A 17,956-nucleotide genomic window follows, 5' to 3' on the forward strand; every position below is an offset into this window, starting at 1 on the left:
CCGCCGCGCGCGGAGACGTCAGGTGTGCTGATCTCAGCGCCCCGGGGAGATGAGCCCGGCCCAGAGGTCGATCTGCTCCTCCAGCTTGGCCGTGTGCGCCTCGGGGGTCGCCTGGTCCTCGGCGACGGGCGCGGTGCCCAGGGCGGCCATCTCGTCGATGACCGTCTGGTTGGTCAGAGCCTGCTGCAGCGCCTCGGTGAGGGTCGTCACGATCTCCTCCGGCGTCTCGGCCGGGACGTACAGGCCGTGCCAGACGCTGACCTCGAGGTCGAGCCCCGACTCGATGGCCGTCGGCACGTCCGGCAGCGCGTCGATCCGGTCGGGGGTGGTCACGGCGTACGCCTTGACCTCGCCCGCGTTGATCTGGTTGGTGGTGTTCGTGGTCTGGTCGCACATGAGGTCGACCTGGCCGCCGACCAGCTCGGTCATCGCGGGACCGGTGCCGTCGTAGGGAACCTCGTTGAGCTCGACCCCCAGGGCGTCCTGGAGGAGCAGCCCGCACAGCTGCGACGCGGCGCCCACGCCGGCGTTGGCCAGGTTGACGGAGTCCGCGTTCTCCTGGAGGTAGGTGATGAGGTCCTCCATCGTCTCGGGCTCGAAGTCGGAGCGGGCGATGATGGTCATCGGCACCTCGGTCACCAGTCCGACGGTCTCGAAGTCGGTCAGCGGGTCGTAGGCGAGGTCCTCGTAGAGGGTGGGGGCCGTCGACATGCCGATGTGGTGCATGAGCACGGTGTAGCCGTCGGGGTCGGCGCCCGCCGCCTCGCTGCCGGCCACGGTGCCGCCCGCGCCCTCGACGTTCTCGACGAGCACCTGCTGGCCGAGCGCCTCGGCCATCGGCTCGGCGATCAGACGCGTCACGGTGTCGGTGGGACCACCGGCGGAGAACGGCACGATGATCGACACGCTCTCCTCGGGGTAGTTGGCTGCAGCCTCGTCGTCGCCGCCACCGTCACCGCAGGCGGCGAGGACGAGGGCCAGAGGGGCGAGGGCAGCAGCAGCACGCAGAGGTCGGGAGAGGGCCATGGTCGGGCTCCGATCGTCGTTGATCCGTGGGGACGGGTTCTCAGGCGTCACAAAGTACCCCGTGTCCGCGCCCCACGCCACGGATCACGCGGTGTCGCCCGCGGACCGCGCGCGGTGCCCGAGCCTGCGGGAGATGGCGGAGGCCGCCCGCTGCACGTGCGTCACGACGGCGTCGCGGGCCCCGGAGCCCAGATCCTCCCGCTCCGCGGTGACGGCGACACCGGCCACGGGATGGCCGGCGTGGTCGAGCACCACGGCGGCCACGGAGTCCAGGCCCGGGGTCACGTAGCCCTGCTCCACGGCATACCCCTGGGTGCGGGTCCGGGTGAGCAGGGGGCGGAGGGTGCCGGGAGAGGTCGGCCCCGCTCCGTGCCGCAGGACGAACGCGTCGGCGGAGGGGAAGAGGGCGCGGACCTGCGCGGCCGGGAGGGCGGCGAGGATCGCCAGGCCCGTCGCGGTGAGCGAGGCGGGCAGCCGCACCCCGACGTCGGAGACGAGGGAGGGCCGGCCCGCGACCCGCTCCTCGATGACGTAGACGACGTCGCGGCCGTGCAGCACCCCGAGGTGGGCGTTGTGGCCGGTCGCGTCGGCGAGCTGGGTCAGCGCCGGGCGGGCGAGCCGCTGCAGCGGGGCGTGACGGGTGTAGGCCGACCCCAGCTCGAACGCCGCCACCCCCAGCCCGTAGCGCCGCTCCTCCGGGAGGTGGAGGACGAAGCCGCGCTCCACGAGCACCCCGAGGAGGTGGTAGGTGGTGGAGCGGGGCAGCCCGAGCTCGCGGGCGATCGCGGCTGCCGGCTGCGGGGTGGCGCTGCGTGCGAGCAGGGTGAGGACGTCGAGCGCGTGCGCGGCGGCGGGGGCGTTGGCCACCCGGTCAGTATGCGGCGGGTGCGGCGGTCGGCGGGGCGGGCCGGGCGGCATACGGTGGAGCCATGGACGACGCCGAGCTCCGGGCCTTCTGGGCCGACGCCCGTGTCCGGGGCGGGCTGAACCCGGCCGAGGCCTACATCGGCGCGACCGCCTCGGACACCCTGCCCCCGCCCGCGTGGTCCTTCGGCGCGACGGCCGAGGAGGCGGACCGGCTGCTCGCGCTGGTCCTCGCCGGGCGCAAGACGGCGACCGCGTCGGTGCTGTGGGAGTACGAGACCGAGGCCCGCGCGCGCCAGCCGCAGGAGGAGGGCGACACGCTCGTCGAGACCCGGCTGGACCTCGACCTCCCCACGCCCGGGGCGCTGTCCATCGTGCTCGACGGCGAGGAGGTGCCGCGGGCCCTCATCCGCACCACGCACGTCGACGTGGTCCGCTTCGGCGAGGTGGACGAGGACCACGCCCGCCGCGAGGGGGAGGGGTCCCTGGAGGAGTGGCGGGCCGAGCACCGGGCGTTCTTCGCCCGGAGCGCACCGCCCGGACAGGCCGTGGACGAGGACACCCAGGTCGTGCTGGAGCGGTTCGTGGTGGTCGTGCCGGCGACCGCCCGCCGGGCGGCGCGGCGGGCCGGGCTGCTCTGACCCGCGTCTGACATCCGAGACGGACCTCGCACCGGGGCGGCGGTCGTGGGCGGCGGACTGCGGTGGAATGGGGCCATGAGCCGCACCGCCGAGCCCGACAGCCCCGCCGAGGTCACCGTGGGCGTGGGCCCGCTGAGCGTGGGCGAGGTGGTCGCGGTGGCGCGCCACGGAGCCTCCGTGCGGCTCGACGACGCCGCGCTCGAGGCGGTCGCCGCCACGCGGCGGGTCGTGGAGGACCTCGCGCACGACACCGAGCCGCACTACGGCATCTCCACCGGCTTTGGGGCGCTCGCGACCACGAGCATCCCGCCGGCGAAGCGCGCGCAGCTGCAGCGCAGCCTCGTCCGCAGCCACGCCGCCGGCTCGGGGCCCGAGGTGGAGCGCGAGGTGGTGCGCGCGACCATGCTGCTGCGCCTCTCCACCCTCGCGACCGGGCGGACCGGGGTGCGGGTCGGGACCGCCGAGGCGTATGCCGCGCTCCTCGACGCGGGCATCACGCCGGTGGTGCGGGAGTACGGGTCGCTGGGGTGCTCCGGCGACCTCGCCCCGCTGGCGCACGTCGCGCTGGCCGTCATGGGGGAGGGGATGGTGCGGGACGCCGCCGGTGACCTCATGCCCGCGGCGCAGGCCCTGGCCCGGCACGCGTTCGCGCCGGTCGAGCTCGCGGAGAAGGAGGGGCTGGCCCTCATCAACGGGACCGACGGCATGCTCGGCATGCTCGTCCTCGCCGTCCACGACCTGCGCACCCTCCTGACCACCGCCGACGTGGCCGCCGCGATGAGCGTCGAGGGCCAGCTGGGCACCGACGACGTCTTCGCCGCCGACCTCCAGGCGTTGCGGCCGCACCCGGGGCAGGCGCGATCGGCGGAGAACCTGCGGGCCCTGATGGCCGGCAGCGCGATCCGCGAGAGCCACCGGACGGATGCGTGCACCCGGGTGCAGGACGCGTACTCCCTGCGCTGCTCCCCGCAGGTCCACGGCTCGGCGCGGGACACCTGCGACCACGCCGCCGTCGTCGCCGGGCGCGAGCTGGCCGCCGCGATCGACAACCCGGTCGTGACGCCGGACGGCCGGGTGGAGTCGAACGGCAACTTCCACGGCGCGCCCGTCGCCCACGTCCTGGACTTCCTCGCCGTGGTCACCGCGGACGTCGCCAGCATCTCCGAGCGCCGCACGGACCGGTTTCTCGACGTCGCGCGCAACCACGGGCTGCCGCCCTTCCTCGCGGACGACCCCGGCACGGACAGTGGCCTGATGATCGCGCAGTACACGCAGGCGGCCGTCGTCTCCGAGCTCAAGCGGCTCGCCGCGCCGGCCAGCGTGGACTCCATCCCGAGCTCGGCGATGCAGGAGGACCAAGTGTCCATGGGCTGGAACGCCGCCCGCAAGCTGCGGCGCAGCGTCGACGGGCTGGCCCGGGTGCTCGCGATCGAGGTCCTCACCGCCGCCCGCGCGCTCGACCTCCGCGCCCCCCTCACCCCGGCCCCGGCCACCGCTGCCGTCGTCGCGCTGCTGCGCGGGGAGGGCATCGCGGGGCCGGGCCCCGACCGCTACCTGTCGCCGGAGATCGAGGCCACGGTGGACCTCGTCCTCGACGGCCGGGTCCGCGCGGCGGCGGAGCGGCACACCGGGCTCCTGCACTGACCGCCAGGCCGCCGCCCCGCGCACCCTGGTCCCGGCGGGGTGGGGTGGTCTGGTCGAACGTGACCGTTCGTGGTCGTCCTGGCAACCACGATCGGTCACGGTCGTCAGGCTGACGGGCACCAGTCGTGGCCACGCGGTCAGGCCGCCTCGTCCGCCAGCGGGCAGCCCGCCGAGCAGGCCTTCGGCTGTCCGCTCCAGCCTCGCCGCTCGAGGGTCAGCGCGACGTCCCTGGCCACCTCGCAGGGGATCTGGTCGAGCTCGAGCGGCGTGACCCGCAGCGTGACCTCGCCCCGTCCCGCCGCCGCACGGTCTCGCTTCCGGTCGAGGTGGAACCGCTCTCCGGCGTGCCAGAGCCGTCCGTCGATCTCGACGATCGTGCGGAAGGTGCGGTTCCTGAGGTCGGACCGGGTCCGGTCGGGCTCGGTGACCTGCCGCTCGAACGGCGGAAGGCCGTGCGGGCGCTCGACCCGGTCCCGGAACCAGGTCTCTGGCAGGCTCTCCGCCCCGTCGCCCACCTCCCACAGCGCCAGCAGCAGCTGCCGGCGGAGGCGGTGACGGGCGCGGCCCTCGAGCTCCCGGAGCAGCGATCCCGCGTCGAGGGAGCGTTCCTGGCACGCCCGTGCCGCGAGGGCCACGGCGTCGTCCGCCGAGCAGCCGAACCGGTCGGCGACGTCCAGGACGGTTGTCGCGAGCCGGGTGACCGGCAACCCGTCCACCTGGACGGCGTCAAGCCGGCGTCGGCGCACCACGATCACCCCGCCGGGCGTCTCAGGGTGTCGGCTGGCGGGAACCGCCACGGTGATGACGGACGGTGGTGTGCGTTCCAGCCGCCAGAGGTAGGCGGCCGAGGTCAGGGCGAGGACGCTGCCCGCCCCGCATCGCAGGAGGGCCGCTCGCGCAAGCGCCCGCCAGTCTGGAGCACCGTTGCTGAGCAGGTAGACCCCGGGGTGCACGACCGTCCAGTCGCGCCGCTCCAGCCGCCACCGGATCGTTGCCGCCGACAGACCGGCGTCGAGCGCCTGGGCTCGGGTGACCACCCCCTGCTGTCGCCGAGCCAGTCGTGCGAGGTCCATGGGTCGATGCTGCCGCGGCGCCGGCTCAGCCCGCGGCCGTCATCCACAGGCAGAGGTGTCGCACCAGGCGGTCGCACCGCGGGACCGTGACCGTCCGTGGTTGCCAGAGCCACCACGAACGGGCACGCTCTCGCGAGACGACCCGTGGCACTGCCCATGTCTGGCATCCGAGACGGCCGCTGGGCGCGGGGTCTTGGCGACCGTCCGGCGAGGCGGTCTGATGGGGAGGCCAGCCCACGGCATACCTGCCATTCGTCGAAGGAGACCACCATGGACGGCGCCCGCCCCGTGCGCGCCTCGCGCGGCACCACCCTGACCGCCCGGTCCTGGGCCACCGAGGCCCCGCTGCGGATGCTGATGAACAACCTCGACCCGCAGGTCGCCGAGCGCCCCGACGACCTGGTCGTCTACGGCGGGACCGGTCGCGCGGCCCGTGACTGGAAGAGCTTCGACGCGATGGTGCGCACGCTGACCGACCTGCGCGAGGACGAGACCATGCTCGTGCAGTCCGGCCGGCCGGTCGGCGTGTTCCGGACCCACGAGTGGGCGCCGCGCGTGCTCATCGCCAACTCCAACCTCGTCCCCGACTGGGCGACCTGGCCGGAGTTCCGCCGCCTCGAGCACCTCGGGCTGACGATGTACGGCCAGATGACGGCCGGCTCGTGGATCTACATCGGCACCCAGGGCATCCTGCAGGGCACCTACGAGACGTTCGCCGCGGTCGCCGCCAAGCGCTTCGGCGGCACCCTCGCCGGCACCCTGACCCTGACGGGCGGCTGCGGCGGCATGGGCGGCGCGCAGCCGCTCTCGGTCACGCTCAACGGTGGCACCTGCCTCATCGTCGACGTCGACGAGGCGCGCCTGCGTCGTCGCGTCAGGAGCCGCTACCTCGACGAGGTGGCCGACGACCTCGACTCCGCCGTCGAGCGGGTGCTCAGCGCGAGGGCCAACCGCGAGGCGGTCTCCGTCGGCGTGGTCGGCAACGCCGCCGAGGTCTTTCCCGAGCTGCTGCGCCGCGGCGTCGAGATCGACGTCGTCACCGACCAGACCTCCGCGCACGACCCGCTGTCCTACCTCCCGGCCGGGATCGACCTCGCCGACTGGGCCGAGCTCGCGGAGCGGAAGCCGGAGGAGTTCACCGACCGGGCGCAGGAGTCGATGGCCCGGCACGTCGAGGCGATGGTGGGTTTCCTCGACGGCGGCGCGGAGGTCTTCGACTACGGCAACAGCATCCGCGACGAGGCGCGCAAGGGTGGCTTCGACCGCGCCTTCGACTTCCCGGGCTTCGTCCCCGCCTACATCCGGCCGTTGTTCTGCGAGGGCAAGGGCCCGTTCCGCTGGGTCGCGCTCTCCGGGGACGAGAAGGACATCCACGCCACCGACCGCGCGGTCATGGACCTCTTCCCCGAGAACGACCACCTGCAGAAGTGGCTGCGGGGGGCCCAGGACAAGGTCGCCTTCGAGGGCCTGCCGGCCCGCATCTGCTGGCTCGGGTATGGCGAGCGGGACCGGGCGGGCGTGCGCTTCAACGAGATGGTCGCCTCGGGCGAGGTGTCCGCCCCGATCGTCATCGGCCGGGACCACCTCGACTGCGGCTCGGTCGCCAGCCCCTACCGCGAGACCGAGGCGATGGCCGACGGGTCCGACGCGATCGCCGACTGGCCCCTGCTCAACGCCCTCGTCAACACCGCCTCCGGCGCGTCGTGGGTCTCGCTGCACCACGGCGGCGGGGTCGGGATCGGCCGCTCGCTGCACGCCGGCCAGGTGTCGGTCGCCGACGGCACCGACCTGGCCAGGCAGAAGCTGGAGCGGGTCCTCACCAACGACCCGGGCATGGGCGTCATCCGCCACGTCGACGCCGGGTATGCCGCGGCCGAGCAGGTCGCGCAGGAGCGCGGCGTGCGCGTGCCGATGCGCGAGGATGGCCACGCACCGGCTCCCCCTAGGGCGTGACCTGCTCGGTGACGTCGGCCACCGTGGCCGCCAGCGCGGCGAGCGCAGCCTCGGCGTTGACCGACACGGCGACGCCGTGGGCCCCGGCACCCATCGAGATGCGGCGGTCCGGGTCCCCGGTCAGCGACGCGTCCGCGACGACCGGCCAGGCGGTGGTCGCCCCGAAGGGTGTGATCGTGCCCCGCTCGTAACCCGTCGCCTGACGGGCCGTCGCCACGTCCGGCATCGACAGCCGGCTGACTCCGAGGAGCTGGCGCAGCCTGGGCCAGGCGATCTCGCGGTCGCCCGGCACGAGGACGAAGAGGTAGTCCCCCTCTCCCCTCCTCACCACCATCGTCTTGACGACGTCGCGCGGCTCGACGCCGCGGGCGCGGGCGGCCTCCTCGAGGCTCCCGACCCGGCCGTGCCGGGTCACGGTGTGCTCCAGCCCGCTCGCCGCGACCGCCGCCAGTGCCCGCTCCTCGCTCATCGGTTCATGCCCTCTCGAGGACGAGGAAGAGGAAGCCGATGAAGGCCCGCCCCCTCATGGGGGGCAGCAGCTCCGCAGGAGTGTCCGGGGCCGGCGGCGGCTCGCTGAGGGTGAGCACCCGGAACCCCGCCGCGCCGAAGGCGTCCGTCATGGCGTGCAGGGGGCGGTGCCAGAAGGTCAGGACCGCATCGTGCCCGTCGAAGGTGTAGTCCTCGGAGTACTCGGTCAGCGCGAAGTAGTCGGCCCGCGGGTAGACGATCGGGAAGGCACTGGGACGGTTGACCGAGACCAGCAGGCGACCACCGGGCTCCAGCACCCGCCGCAGCTCCACCAGCGGGCCGGACCAGTCCGCCAGGTAGTGCAGGACCAGGGACGCGACGACCATGTCGAAGGCGGCGTCCCGGAACGGGAGCGGGTCAGCGAGGTCCGCGACGTGCAGGTCGGCCTCGGCCCCCAGCCGCTGCCGGGCCAGGTCGACCATGGCTGCGCTCGAGTCGAAGCCGGTGACGGCGGCGCCCCTGTCGCGCAGCGCCGCCGACAGCGGCCCGGAACCGCACCCGGCGTCGAGGACCCGCAGGCCCGAGACGTCCCCGGCCAGGCGGAGCATCTCGGGTCGCTCGTAGTACGCGTTGAAGAGGCTGGTCTCGTTCTCCCGCGAGTATGCCGCCGCGAAGCTGTCGTAGTCGGTCGTCACCGCGTCCTCGTCCTCGTCACGCGACCCACTGTCCCTCAGCACGCCACGTTTTGGAGATCAAACATCGGGTGATGCATCATCGTGCGGTGCCCTCCCGCTTCCCCGCCGTCGTCGACGACGTCACCGTCCGGTTGATCGCGGCCGTCGTCCTCGTCACCGTCGTCGCCATGCTCGCCCTGCAGCAGTGGTGGCTCCTCGTGCCGCTCGCCGCCGACTTCGTCCTGCGCACCACCCTCGGTCCGGGGGCCAGCCCTGTCGCCCTGTTCGTCGGACGGTGGGTCCGCCCCCGCGTCGGCGCCCTGCCGCACCCGACCCCCGGCACCCCGAAGCGGTTCGCCGCGGCGATCGGTGCCGTCCTGACCAGCGTGGCAGCGCTCCTGTGGCTCACCTCCGTCCTGACCGGCGCCGACCGGGCCATGACGGCCGTGGTGGTCATCGCCGTCGTCATGGCCGTCTTCCCCGCCCTCGAGGCCGTGCTCGGGCTCTGCGTCGGGTGCGTGCTGTTCCGCTGGCTGATGCGGGCCGGGCTCGTCCCCGAGGACGTCTGCGTCGAGTGCGCGGACATCACCGCGAGGCTGCGGGTCCGCACCCCGGCCTGACCTCCGGCACCGTCTAGTGTCGGGCGGGTGAGCAGCCCCACCTTCGACGCGATGTGGGCCGACCTCGAGCCGGTCGGCCGCGTCGGCAGCGGCGGCTACCGGCGCTTCGCCTGGACCGCCGAGGACGCCACCCTGCGCGAGTGGTTCGCCGGTGAGTGCGTCCGCCGCGGCCTGGACCTCATCGAGGACCGGGTCGGCAACCAGTGGGCCTGGTGGTGGGACGGTCCGGGGACCGTCGACGACGCGGTCGCCGCCGGTCACCGCGGGGTCGCGGTCGGCTCGCACCTCGACTCCGTCCCCGACGGCGGCGCCTTCGACGGACCGCTGGGGGTGGTCTCCGCCCTCGCCGCGGTCGACGAGCTGCGCGCCGCGGGCGTCCGCCCCACGGTCCCGGTCGCGGTGGTCAGCTTCGTGGACGAGGAGGGCGCCCGCTTCGGCATCGCCTGCGCCGGCTCCCGCGTCCTGACCGGTCAGCTCGCCCCCGAACGGGCCCTCGCGCTCACCGACGCCGACGGGACCACGTACGCCGACGCCCTCCGGGCCGCCGGCCGCGACCCGGAGCTGCTGGGCCCGGACGAGGAGGCGCTGCGCCGGGTCGGGGCTTTCGTCGAGCTGCACGTCGAGCAGGGCCGCGCCCTCGTCGACCTCGACGCCCCGGTGGCCGTGGCCAGCGACATCTGGCCGCACGGTCGGTGGCGCCTCGACTTCCCCGGCGAGGCCAACCACGCCGGCACCACCCGGCTGGTCGACCGCCGCGACGCGATGATCGGGTATGCCGAGCTCGTCCTGTCCGCGCGCTCGGCGGCGGCGTCCCGCGGGTGCGTAGCCACGGTGGGCAAGGTGCGCGTCACCCCGGGGGGCGTCAACGCCATACCCTCCCTGGTCACCGGCTGGCTCGACGCCCGCGGCGCGGACGAGGCGCAGGTGCTCGCGCTCGTCGAGGAGGTCACGGAGGGCGCCCGCGGGCACGGCGCCGAGGTCGCCCGGGAGAGCTGGACCCCGACGACGGTGCTGGACGCGGGGCTCGCCGACCGGCTCCGCGGCGTGCTCGACCGGGACGCGGCGATCTCGGTGCCGGTGCTGGGGACCGGCGCCGGGCACGACGCGGGGATCCTCGCGACCGCAGGTGTCCCGAGCGCGATGCTCTTCGTGCGCAACCCGACGGGCGTCTCCCACAGCCCCGCCGAGCACGCCGAGCGCGACGACTGCCATGCGGGGGTGCAGGCGCTGGCCGACTGCCTCCGGGACCTCGTCGGGAGGGGGCCGGGATGAGCGTCCGGGTCCTGGTGACCGGGATGTCCGGCGTGGGCAAGTCGTCGGTGCTGCACGCGCTGCGCCGGCGGGGCTGGCGCACGGTCGACGCCGACGAGGACGGCCTCGTCGACGAGCGCCCCGACCGCACGACGCTGCGCCTGCCCGAGCTGGACGCCATCGTCCGCCAGCACCGCCAGCACCGCCACGACCGGCCGCTCGCCCTCGCGGCCACCGGTGAGGGCCAGCACCTGCTCTACCCGCTCGTCGACCACGTCGTCCTCCTCACCGCTCCGTGGCCCGTCCTGGACGAGCGGCTGACCGTCAGGACCACCAACGACTTCGGCAAGGACCCGTCGGAGCGGGAGCGCGTGCGGCGCGACGTGGAGGAGGTCGAGCCGCTGCTCCACGGGGGCGCCGACCTGGTCGTCGACACCTCGACGCTGTCCGTGGACGGGGTGGCGGACCGCCTCGACGCGCTCTCCACGCAGGCCGGGGAGGCACCATGACGACGACCTACCACGCCTCCTCCGCGCACCTGCCCGGCGGTCCGGGGCACGACGTCCGGCTGACGGTCGAGGGTGGTCGGTTCACCGAGGTGAGCACCGGACTTCCCGCCCGGCCGGGCGACCGCCGCCTTCCCGGCGTGGTCGTGCCAGGGCTCGCGAACGCGCACAGCCACGCCTTCCACCGGGCCCTGCGGGGACGCACCCACGACGGGGGCGGCACCTTCTGGACGTGGCGCGAGCGCATGTATGCCGTCGCCGCGCGCCTCGACCCCGACAGCTACCTGGCGCTCGCCCGTGCCACCTACGCCGAGATGGCGCTCGCCGGCGTCACCGCCGTCGGGGAGTTCCACTACCTGCACCACGCGCCGGGTGGCCGGCGCTACGCGGACCCCAATGCCATGGGGGAGGCCCTCGTGGAGGCGGCGGCTGACGCGGGCCTCCGGCTGACCCTCCTCGACACGTGCTACCTCGCCGGGGGTCTGGGGGCGGACGGGCACGCGCGGCTCGAGGGGCCGCAGCTGAGGTTCGGGGACGGGGACGCGCAGGCGTGGCGGTCGCGGGTCGAGGACCGGGGCGACGCCGGCGACGGGGGGCGGGCGCACCTGCGGGTCGGCGCGGCCATCCACTCGGTGCGGGCCGTGCCGCGGGACCAGCTGTCGACGGTGGCGGGGTGGGCGCGGGAGCGGGCGGAGCCGCGGCCGCTGCACGTGCACCTCTCCGAGCAGCCGGCCGAGAACGAGACGTGCCTCGCCGCCCACGGACTGACGCCCACCGGGCTGCTGGAGGCAGAGGGGGTGCTGGGCCCCGAGCTGACCGCCGTCCACGCCACCCACCTCACCGCGGCGGACGTCCGGCTGCTCGGCGGCCACCGGGCGTGGGCCTGCTTCTGCCCGACGACGGAGAGAGACCTCGCCGACGGCATCGGTCCGGCGGTCGCGCTGCGCGACGCCGGGGCGCGCCTGTCGCTGGGGTCGGACCAGCACGCGGTCATCGACCTGGTCGAGGAGGCCCGCGCCCTCGAGATGCACGAGCGGCTCGCGAGCCTGCGGCGCGGTCGCCTCACCCCGGCCGACCTGCTCGGCGCCGCGACGGCGCACGGGAGCATCGGCTGGCCCGACGCCGGACGGCTCGAGGTCGGCGCCCGGGCGGACCTCGTCGCGCTGCGGGACGACACGGTGCGCACGGCCGGGTCGGACCCGGCGCAGATCCTGCTGTCGGCGACCGCGGCCGACGTCGACACCGTGGTCGCCGACGGCGACGTCGTCGTCGAGGGCGGCCGGCACCGGCTCGGCGACGTGGGTCGGCTGCTCGTGGACGCGATCACCCCCCTGTGGAAGGACTCCTGAGACATGAGCATGCTCATCACCGGCATCGGCGAGCTGGTCACCTGCGACGGCGGCACGGAGGGCGCGGTCGAGGATTCCCTGCACGCGGGGCTGGGCGTCCTGCGGGACGCGGCGGTCGTCGTCGGCGGGGGCGGCGAGGACACCGCGCCGGTGGTCGAGTGGATCGGCCCGGCCGACCGGGCCCCGGCGGCCGACTGGGCGGTCGACCTGGAGGGCCGTGCCGTCGTGCCGGGCTTCGTCGACAGCCACAGCCACCTGGTCTTCGCGGGGGACCGGTCGGCCGAGTTCGCGGCGCGGATGTCGGGGACGCCCTACGACGGCGGCGGGATCGCGGTCACGGTGTCGGCGACCCGGGCCGCCTCCGACGGCGATCTGCGCTCGCTCCTGCAGCACCGGGTGCAGGAGATGCGCTCCCAGGGGACGACCACCGTCGAGGTCAAGAGCGGCTACGGGCTGACCGTCGAGGACGAGGTGCGGGCGCTGCGGCTGGCCGGGGAGGTGACCTCGGAGGTCACCTACCTCGGCGCTCACGTGGTGCCGCCGGAACGGCGGGACGGCAGCAGCCGGGGACGCGCGGCATACCTGGACCTGGTCTGCGGGGAGATGCTCGAGGCGTGCGCGCCGCACGCGCGCTGGGTCGACGTCTTCTGCGAGCCGGCGAGCCCGCACGCGTTCGACGGCGAGGAGTCGCGACGGGTGCTCGAGGCCGGCCGGGCGGCCGGGCTCGGGCTGCGCGTGCACGGCAACCAGCTGGGCGAGGGGCCGGGCGTGCAGCTGGCGGTGGAGCTGGGCGCCGCGAGCGTCGACCACTGCACCTACCTCAGCGACGCCGACGTGGATGCGCTCGCCGGCGGCGGCACCGTCGCGACCCTCCTGCCGGGCGTGGAGTTCTCCACGCGCCAGCCCTACCCGGACGCGCGGCGGCTCCTGGACGCGGGCGTCGAGGTGGCGGTCGCCACCGACTGCAACCCCGGCACCTGCTACTCCTCCTCGATGCCGCTGATGATCGCGCTGGCGGTGCGGGAGATGGGGATGACTCCGGCCGAGGCCCTGCTCGCCGCGACCGTCGGCGGGGCGCAGGCGTTGCGTCGCAACGACATCGGCCGGGTGGTCGTGGGGCGGCGCGCAGACCTGGCGGTGGTGGACGCCCCCAGCTGGCTGCACATCCCCTACCGGGTCGGGGTGCCGGTCGTGCGCGCGCTGGAGATCTGAGCCGCAGCCCCGGCCGGTGGTCGGCGGTCTGTGGGATGGTCGGACCATGAGCGCGCGCGCCGTGACCCTCACCTTCCTCGGAGCGGCGGGCACCGTGACCGGGTCGAAGTACCTCCTGACCGTCGGGGAGCGCCACGTGCTCGTGGACGCGGGGGTCTTCCAGGGTGAGAAGCGCTGGCGCCTGAAGAACTGGGACGCGTTCCCGGTCGACCCGGCCACGATCAGCGACGTCGTCGTCACGCACGCGCACACCGACCACATCGGCTACCTGCCGGCGCTCGTGGCACGCGGCTTCGGGGGGCCCGTGTGGCTGACGGAGGGCAGCGCGCGGATCGGGGAGATCGTGCTGCGGGACGCCGGGAAGCTGCAGGTCGAGGCGGCCGAGGACGCGCGGCGGGGCGGGTGGTCCAGGCACCGGGACCCGCGGCCGATGTTCGACCTCGCCGACGTGGAGCGCACGCTGCCGCTCCTGCGGACCGTCGGGTTCGAGACGGACGTCGACCTCGGCGACGGCCTGGTCGGTCGGTGGGTCCGGGCGGGGCACATCCTCGGCTCCGCCAGCGTGCGGCTGGAGGTCGACGACAGCTCGGTGCTCTTCTCCGGCGACCTCGGTCGTCACGACCACCCGATCCTCAAGCCCCGCGGGACCCCCCGGGGAGCCAGGTATGTCGTGTGCGAGTCGACCTACGGCGACCGGGAGCACCCGGAGCCCGAGGTCGAGCACGAGGTCATGTCGAGCGCCATCCTGCGGACGCTCGCGCGGGGTGGGCTCGTGGTCATCCCGGCGTTCGCCGTGGACCGCACGCAGGGGGTGCTCAGGGTGCTCGTCACGATGATGCGGGAGGGGCGGATCCCGGAGGTCCCCGTGGCGGTGGACTCCCCGATGGCGCTGAAGGTGCTCGACGTCTACCGCGACGAGTCGCTGGGCGAGCTGCGCGAGGACGTCGACGTGGACGACTTCACCGGCCTGCCGACGCTCATCGAGGCGGCGTCGTCGCAGGAGTCCCGCGCTCTCAACGGGCGGTTCGAGCCGATGATCATCGTCGCCTCGTCCGGCATGGCCGAGGGTGGGCGGGTGCTGCACCACCTGGCGCGGCTGCTGCCGGACCGCCGCAACACGGTGATCCTCACCGGGTTCCAGGCGGCGGGCACGCGCGGGCGCGCGCTCCAGGAGGGTGCGGGGTCGGTGAAGATCAACGGTCGCTACATCAGGGTGCGGGCCGAGATCGTGCGCGACGACGAGTTCTCCGTGCACGCCGACGCGTCCGACCTCATGGACTGGCTGCGCTCCCTCGAGCCCGGGCCGGAGACGGTCTTCGTCACGCACGGCGAGCCGGAGGTGGCTGCGCGGTTCGCGGCCCGCGTCGGCGAGGAGCTGGACCGGACCGCGGTGGTCCCGCGCTACGGCGAGGTCGTCAGCCTGGCGTAGGCCCGCGCCGGGCCCGGCTCGCGGGTGAGGTCGTCGGCCAGCCGCGCGAGGCGGCTCGCCACGGGGTCGGGCAGCGACAGCAGGCGACCGGCGGCCCCGCGCAGGTCCTCGGGGGAGGCGGTGTTGGGGTCCAGCGTCTCGCCGAGACCCGTGCGCTCGAGGGCGGCCGCGCCGGCGAACTGGTCGGTGGACAGCGGCAGGACCAGGAGGGGCACCCCGGCGGTGAGCGCCTCCGTCACGCTGTTGTTGCCGCCGTGCGTCACCGTCAGCGAGGCGTGCCGCAGCAGGGTGACCTGGGGCAGGACGGGACGCACCAGCCAGGAGTCCGGCACCGGCCCCAGCTCCCCGGGCGGGGTCGCGCCGGCCGCCAGGGCCACCCGCACGTCGAGCCCGCGCAGGGCCTCGGCGACGCGGGAGAGCACGTCGGAACGGACGGACAGGAAGCTGCCGAGGCTGACGTAGACGACGGGCGCGCCGCCGGAGGTGAGCCAGGCCTGCACCTCCGGGTCCTCGGGCTCCTCCCGCACGGCGGAGCCGAGGAAGGCGTGCTGCCCGAGCAGGGCCGTCCGCCCCTCCTCGTGCAGCTCGCCGGGGTAGTTGAGCAGGAGCACGTCCCCGGTCTCGGCGAACGCGTCGGTGCTCGCCCGGGCACCAGGGTCGAGGGCTGCGAGGGCGGCGTTCCAGTCCGCCGTGAAGCGGTCGCGCACCTCCTCGCAGAGGATGCGCAGCCCGGCGAGGTCCTCCTCGGGGGGCCGCATCCGGGCCGGCCACGCGGGCGGCAGCCCGTAGACCTCGTCCCCCACGACGAGGGCCGAGGGATGGCCCAGCACCACGTCGGCGTGCGGGACGCCGGAGGCGGTGAGAGCCAGGCGGGCGCTGAAGGCCAGGTGGTCGACGACGACGTGGTCCGGGCGCACCTGCGTCACCACCTCCTGCACCCGCCGCGCCACGGTGAGCGGGTCCCAGAGCAGGTCGTCCAGACGGGCCCGCGCCTGGAAGGTCAAGGTCGGCACCGCACCCTCGCGGGTGGCCGCGAAGAACCCGCGCAGCGCGTCGTCCTCGCCGCGCGGCTGATCCTCGGCCCGGATCACGCCGGGGTTGGAGCCGCGACCGAGCCGCAGGTCGACATGCTCCAGGCCGAAGCCGCGCACCAGCGTCCCGGTGGCCGGGCCGGTCGCGACGACGACCCGCTCACCGGCGTCCCGCCAGGCGGTGGCCAGCGTGGCGAGCGGGTAGAGGTGGGAGGCGTAGTCGGGCGAGACGACGAGCAGGGTCACCGGGCGACCTCCTGGTAGACGCGGGCCAGCGCGTCCGCCATCGTCGTGATGCTGAACCGCTCGACGACCACCGCGCGGGCGTGCTCCGACCGCTCCGCGGCACCGGGCGCGGCGGCCAGGTCCAGCGCCTCGGCGACCGCCGCGCCCAGCAGGACCGGGTCCCCGGTGTCGACGAGGACGCCCGTGGTGCCGTGCTCGACGTACGTGGGTGGTCCCCCGTGGTCGGGCGCGACGACGACCAGGCCGGACCCGAGCGCCTCGCACAGCGCGATGCCGAACTCCTCCTTGAGGCTCGCGCACACGTAGACCCCGCCGGGTGCCGCGAGCCCGGGCCGTCCCCGGCGCGCCGCCGCCAGCCAGACCGCGACGGTCGGGTTGGTCCGGTGCCCGGCGAGCAGCAGGCCCCGCGCCGGCCCCTCCGCGCGCGGCACCACCTCGTCGAGCAGCGCGAGCTGGTCCGCCTCGTCCGTGGTCGGACGGTCGAGGTCGCCGCCCACGACGAGGAGGGTGCACCGGTCGGCGAGGTCGGGGTGCTCGTCCCAGGCACGCGCCAGGGTGGCCATCCCCTTGACCGGGTGCAGCCGCCCGACGCTGAGCACGACCGGCAGCCCCCGCCGCCCGGGCGGCAGGGTGCCGAGCAGCGTGTCGAGCTCCGCGAGCGCGGCCGCGACGTCCGGGGCGGGGGTGCCGCCCGCCATCGCCAGCGCGACCTGGCGGTCCGCCTCGTCGAGCGCCCGGACGTCGACGCCCTCCGGGATGACGTGCACCGGCTCCTGCGGGCCGATGTGCAGCAACGCCGAGAGGTCGCGCTCGAGGTCGGGCCGGGGGAAGACCACCAGCGCCTCCGCCTGCTCGCGCAGCGCCCGGAGCAGCCGGATCCGGAAGACGAGGTGCTCCCGCAGGTCCGCCGCGACGAAGGTCGCCCTGGTCAGCTCCCCGCTCGCCTCACGGGCCGCGAGCAGGGCGTGCGGGTCGGGCGCGAGGGTGAGGACGAGGGGTATGCCGTGCTCCCGCGCCACCTGCGCGGCCGCCCACGACCCCACGTCCGCCATCCGCACGTGCAGGACGTCCACCGGGGTCGCGGCCGCGAGCTGGGTGCGGATGCCCGCGAGGGCCGCGGCGCGCAGCGTCCAGCTGCGGCTCGCCGGCGGCGCGGGAAGCGGGACGGGGATGCCGAGGTAGTGGTGCCCTGGACCGTCCGCGGCCTCGCAGGCACCCGTCTTCTCCGGGCTGGCCTGGTCGGAGTCCTCGCGCTCGGACGCCCGCGAGAGCGTCAGGACGCGGTCGATCCCGGGCTCCTCCAGGAGCGCGTCGCCGAGCCGGACGAGCAGGGTGGCGATGCCGCCGGTGTCACCCCGACCCGCGTGCCGCAACGAGCTGTCGATCTCCCCGTGCAGGTAGAGCTGGGCCACGCTGAGCCCCCGACGGGACGCGGCCCGCTCCTGGGCACGTGGTACCGGCCGGGAGTCCCAGCTCTCCAGGGTGGCCTCGGCCAGGGTGCCCGCGAAGCCTCCCTCACCGACCATCGCCCGCAGCGGCCCGAGGGCCGCGTCGACGCGGGGGCCCGAGGCGAGGGCCCAGGCGGCGTGCTCGCGCAGGTGCGACCGCTCCCCGGTCAGGAGGGGCAGGAGCAGGTCCTCCGCCGTCCGGCCGCCGACGGCACCGGCGGCGTGCACCGCGGCCAGCGCCACGAGCGGGTCCGCACCGTCCCGGATCCCCTCGGCGAGCGCGGCGGCCACGCCCTCACTGTCCTCGTCGACCTCGGCGCCCGCGGCCCTGGCCACCTCTCCGAAGGCCTCGACCGCGTCCAGGATGGTGGGCGCGCTGCGGACCCCTCCCAGGGCGGCCCGCGTCGCCGGGGTCGCAGCGTTCATGCGGCGACGGTACCCGGTCGCCCCACCCGGCCCGGTGGGCCGCCCCCGCGCGCACGTCATACCCGGGTATGACGAGCGTCGCGCGAGCGGTCCCG

The 17,956-nt window shown here is 75.1% G+C and carries 16 protein-coding genes; 9 read left to right on the forward strand and 7 right to left on the reverse strand.

Annotated features, from left to right (window positions below):
* Positions 1-33 precede the first annotated feature (33 nt).
* Together D4B81_RS12560 and D4B81_RS12565 are read right to left on the reverse strand one after the other, a co-directional pair.
* Entirely contained in the window at positions 34-1,026 is a 993-nt protein-coding gene (locus D4B81_RS12560) for a tripartite tricarboxylate transporter substrate-binding protein (protein WP_122262957.1), read from the reverse strand.
* An 84-nt stretch (positions 1,027-1,110) separates the two neighbouring features.
* Positions 1,111-1,893, reverse strand: coding sequence for an IclR family transcriptional regulator (locus D4B81_RS12565; RefSeq protein ID WP_237565979.1), 783 nt, complete (start codon positions 1,891-1,893; stop codon positions 1,111-1,113).
* Between the two features lie 62 nt (positions 1,894-1,955).
* Here D4B81_RS12565 and D4B81_RS12570 point away from each other — a divergent pair, with 62 nt between their 5' ends.
* Positions 1,956-2,531 carry an ASCH domain-containing protein gene (locus D4B81_RS12570; protein WP_122262959.1) on the forward strand — a complete coding sequence of 192 codons (576 nt, stop codon included), beginning with the start codon at positions 1,956-1,958 and terminating at the stop codon, positions 2,529-2,531.
* Positions 2,532-2,606: 75 nt separating this feature from the next.
* Positions 2,607-4,175: a histidine ammonia-lyase gene (gene hutH, locus D4B81_RS12575; protein ID WP_122262960.1), complete on the forward strand. Its 1,569-nt coding sequence runs from the start codon at positions 2,607-2,609 to the stop codon at positions 4,173-4,175.
* 137 nt (positions 4,176-4,312) lie between these two features.
* Here hutH and D4B81_RS12580 read toward each other — a convergent pair whose 3' ends face one another.
* Entirely contained in the window at positions 4,313-5,248 is a 936-nt protein-coding gene (locus D4B81_RS12580; protein ID WP_122262961.1) for a type IV toxin-antitoxin system AbiEi family antitoxin domain-containing protein, read from the reverse strand.
* A 270-nt stretch (positions 5,249-5,518) separates the two neighbouring features.
* Here D4B81_RS12580 and hutU point away from each other — a divergent pair, with 270 nt between their 5' ends.
* Complete coding sequence (gene hutU, locus D4B81_RS12585; protein ID WP_122262962.1) at positions 5,519-7,201, forward strand: urocanate hydratase; 1,683 nt, start codon at positions 5,519-5,521, stop codon at positions 7,199-7,201.
* Here hutU and D4B81_RS12590 read toward each other — a convergent pair.
* Both D4B81_RS12590 and D4B81_RS12595 read right to left on the reverse strand, forming a co-directional pair.
* Positions 7,191-7,670, reverse strand: a complete 480-nt coding sequence (locus D4B81_RS12590; protein WP_122262963.1) for an aminoacyl-tRNA deacylase — start codon at positions 7,668-7,670, stop codon at positions 7,191-7,193. The genes hutU and D4B81_RS12590 overlap by 11 nt on opposite strands.
* A 4-nt stretch (positions 7,671-7,674) precedes the next feature.
* Entirely contained in the window at positions 7,675-8,364 is a 690-nt protein-coding gene (locus D4B81_RS12595) for a class I SAM-dependent methyltransferase (protein ID WP_122263019.1), read from the reverse strand.
* Positions 8,365-8,450: 86 nt separating this feature from the next.
* On the opposite strand from D4B81_RS12595, the gene D4B81_RS12600 reads away from it, so the two are divergent.
* Genes D4B81_RS12600 through D4B81_RS12625 form a run of 6 tightly spaced genes read left to right on the forward strand, consistent with a single transcriptional unit; the run spans position 8,451 to position 14,710 of the window.
* Positions 8,451-8,963 (forward strand): DUF4395 domain-containing protein, encoded by a 513-nt coding sequence (locus D4B81_RS12600; protein ID WP_237565980.1) that lies wholly within the window; start codon positions 8,451-8,453, stop codon positions 8,961-8,963.
* Between the two features lie 51 nt (positions 8,964-9,014).
* Positions 9,015-10,235, forward strand: a complete 1,221-nt coding sequence (locus D4B81_RS12605) for an allantoate amidohydrolase (RefSeq protein WP_122263020.1) — start codon at positions 9,015-9,017, stop codon at positions 10,233-10,235.
* Positions 10,232-10,723: an AAA family ATPase gene (locus D4B81_RS12610; RefSeq protein WP_122262965.1), complete on the forward strand. Its 492-nt coding sequence runs from the start codon at positions 10,232-10,234 to the stop codon at positions 10,721-10,723. Before D4B81_RS12605 ends, D4B81_RS12610 begins: the two co-directional genes overlap by 4 nt.
* A complete protein-coding gene (locus D4B81_RS12615) occupies positions 10,720-12,069 on the forward strand; it encodes a formimidoylglutamate deiminase (RefSeq protein ID WP_122262966.1) in 1,350 nt (449 codons plus the stop codon). Before D4B81_RS12610 ends, D4B81_RS12615 begins: the two co-directional genes overlap by 4 nt.
* Before the next feature lie 3 nt (positions 12,070-12,072).
* On the forward strand, positions 12,073-13,281 hold the full coding sequence (hutI, locus tag D4B81_RS12620) for an imidazolonepropionase (protein WP_122262967.1): 1,209 nt from the start codon (positions 12,073-12,075) through the stop codon (positions 13,279-13,281).
* Between the two features lie 46 nt (positions 13,282-13,327).
* Positions 13,328-14,710, forward strand: a complete 1,383-nt coding sequence (locus D4B81_RS12625; RefSeq protein WP_122262968.1) for an MBL fold metallo-hydrolase RNA specificity domain-containing protein — start codon at positions 13,328-13,330, stop codon at positions 14,708-14,710.
* Here D4B81_RS12625 and D4B81_RS12630 read toward each other — a convergent pair.
* Positions 14,683-15,987 (reverse strand): glycosyltransferase, encoded by a 1,305-nt coding sequence (locus tag D4B81_RS12630; protein ID WP_122262969.1) that lies wholly within the window; start codon positions 15,985-15,987, stop codon positions 14,683-14,685. The two genes, D4B81_RS12625 and D4B81_RS12630, sit on opposite strands and share 28 nt — an antisense overlap.
* On the reverse strand, positions 15,984-17,861 hold the full coding sequence (locus D4B81_RS12635) for a glycosyltransferase family 4 protein (protein WP_122262970.1): 1,878 nt from the start codon (positions 17,859-17,861) through the stop codon (positions 15,984-15,986). The genes D4B81_RS12630 and D4B81_RS12635 overlap by 4 nt, the downstream gene beginning before the upstream one ends.
* Positions 17,862-17,956: the final 95 nt, after the last annotated feature.

Source organism: Ornithinimicrobium cerasi (genome assembly GCF_003702705.1).
GTDB lineage: Bacteria > Actinomycetota > Actinomycetes > Actinomycetales > Dermatophilaceae > Ornithinicoccus > Ornithinicoccus cerasi.

Excerpts from the sequence above, each read along its gene's own strand:
- D4B81_RS12635 (WP_122262970.1), bottom strand. The coding sequence starts at position 17,861 with ATGAACGCTGCGACCCCGGCGACGCGGGCCGCCCTGGGAGGGGTCCGC.
- D4B81_RS12570 (WP_122262959.1), top strand. The coding sequence starts at position 1,956 with ATGGACGACGCCGAGCTCCGGGCCTTCTGGGCCGACGCCCGTGTCCGG.
- D4B81_RS12610 (WP_122262965.1), top strand. The coding sequence starts at position 10,232 with ATGAGCGTCCGGGTCCTGGTGACCGGGATGTCCGGCGTGGGCAAGTCG.
- D4B81_RS12580 (WP_122262961.1), bottom strand. The coding sequence starts at position 5,248 with ATGGACCTCGCACGACTGGCTCGGCGACAGCAGGGGGTGGTCACCCGA.
- hutI (WP_122262967.1), top strand. The coding sequence starts at position 12,073 with ATGAGCATGCTCATCACCGGCATCGGCGAGCTGGTCACCTGCGACGGC.
- hutU (WP_122262962.1), top strand. The coding sequence starts at position 5,519 with ATGGACGGCGCCCGCCCCGTGCGCGCCTCGCGCGGCACCACCCTGACC.
- hutH (WP_122262960.1), top strand. The coding sequence starts at position 2,607 with ATGAGCCGCACCGCCGAGCCCGACAGCCCCGCCGAGGTCACCGTGGGC.
- D4B81_RS12615 (WP_122262966.1), top strand. The coding sequence starts at position 10,720 with ATGACGACGACCTACCACGCCTCCTCCGCGCACCTGCCCGGCGGTCCG.
- D4B81_RS12560 (WP_122262957.1), bottom strand. The coding sequence starts at position 1,026 with ATGGCCCTCTCCCGACCTCTGCGTGCTGCTGCTGCCCTCGCCCCTCTG.
- D4B81_RS12625 (WP_122262968.1), top strand. The coding sequence starts at position 13,328 with ATGAGCGCGCGCGCCGTGACCCTCACCTTCCTCGGAGCGGCGGGCACC.
- D4B81_RS12590 (WP_122262963.1), bottom strand. The coding sequence starts at position 7,670 with ATGAGCGAGGAGCGGGCACTGGCGGCGGTCGCGGCGAGCGGGCTGGAG.
- D4B81_RS12605 (WP_122263020.1), top strand. The coding sequence starts at position 9,015 with ATGTGGGCCGACCTCGAGCCGGTCGGCCGCGTCGGCAGCGGCGGCTAC.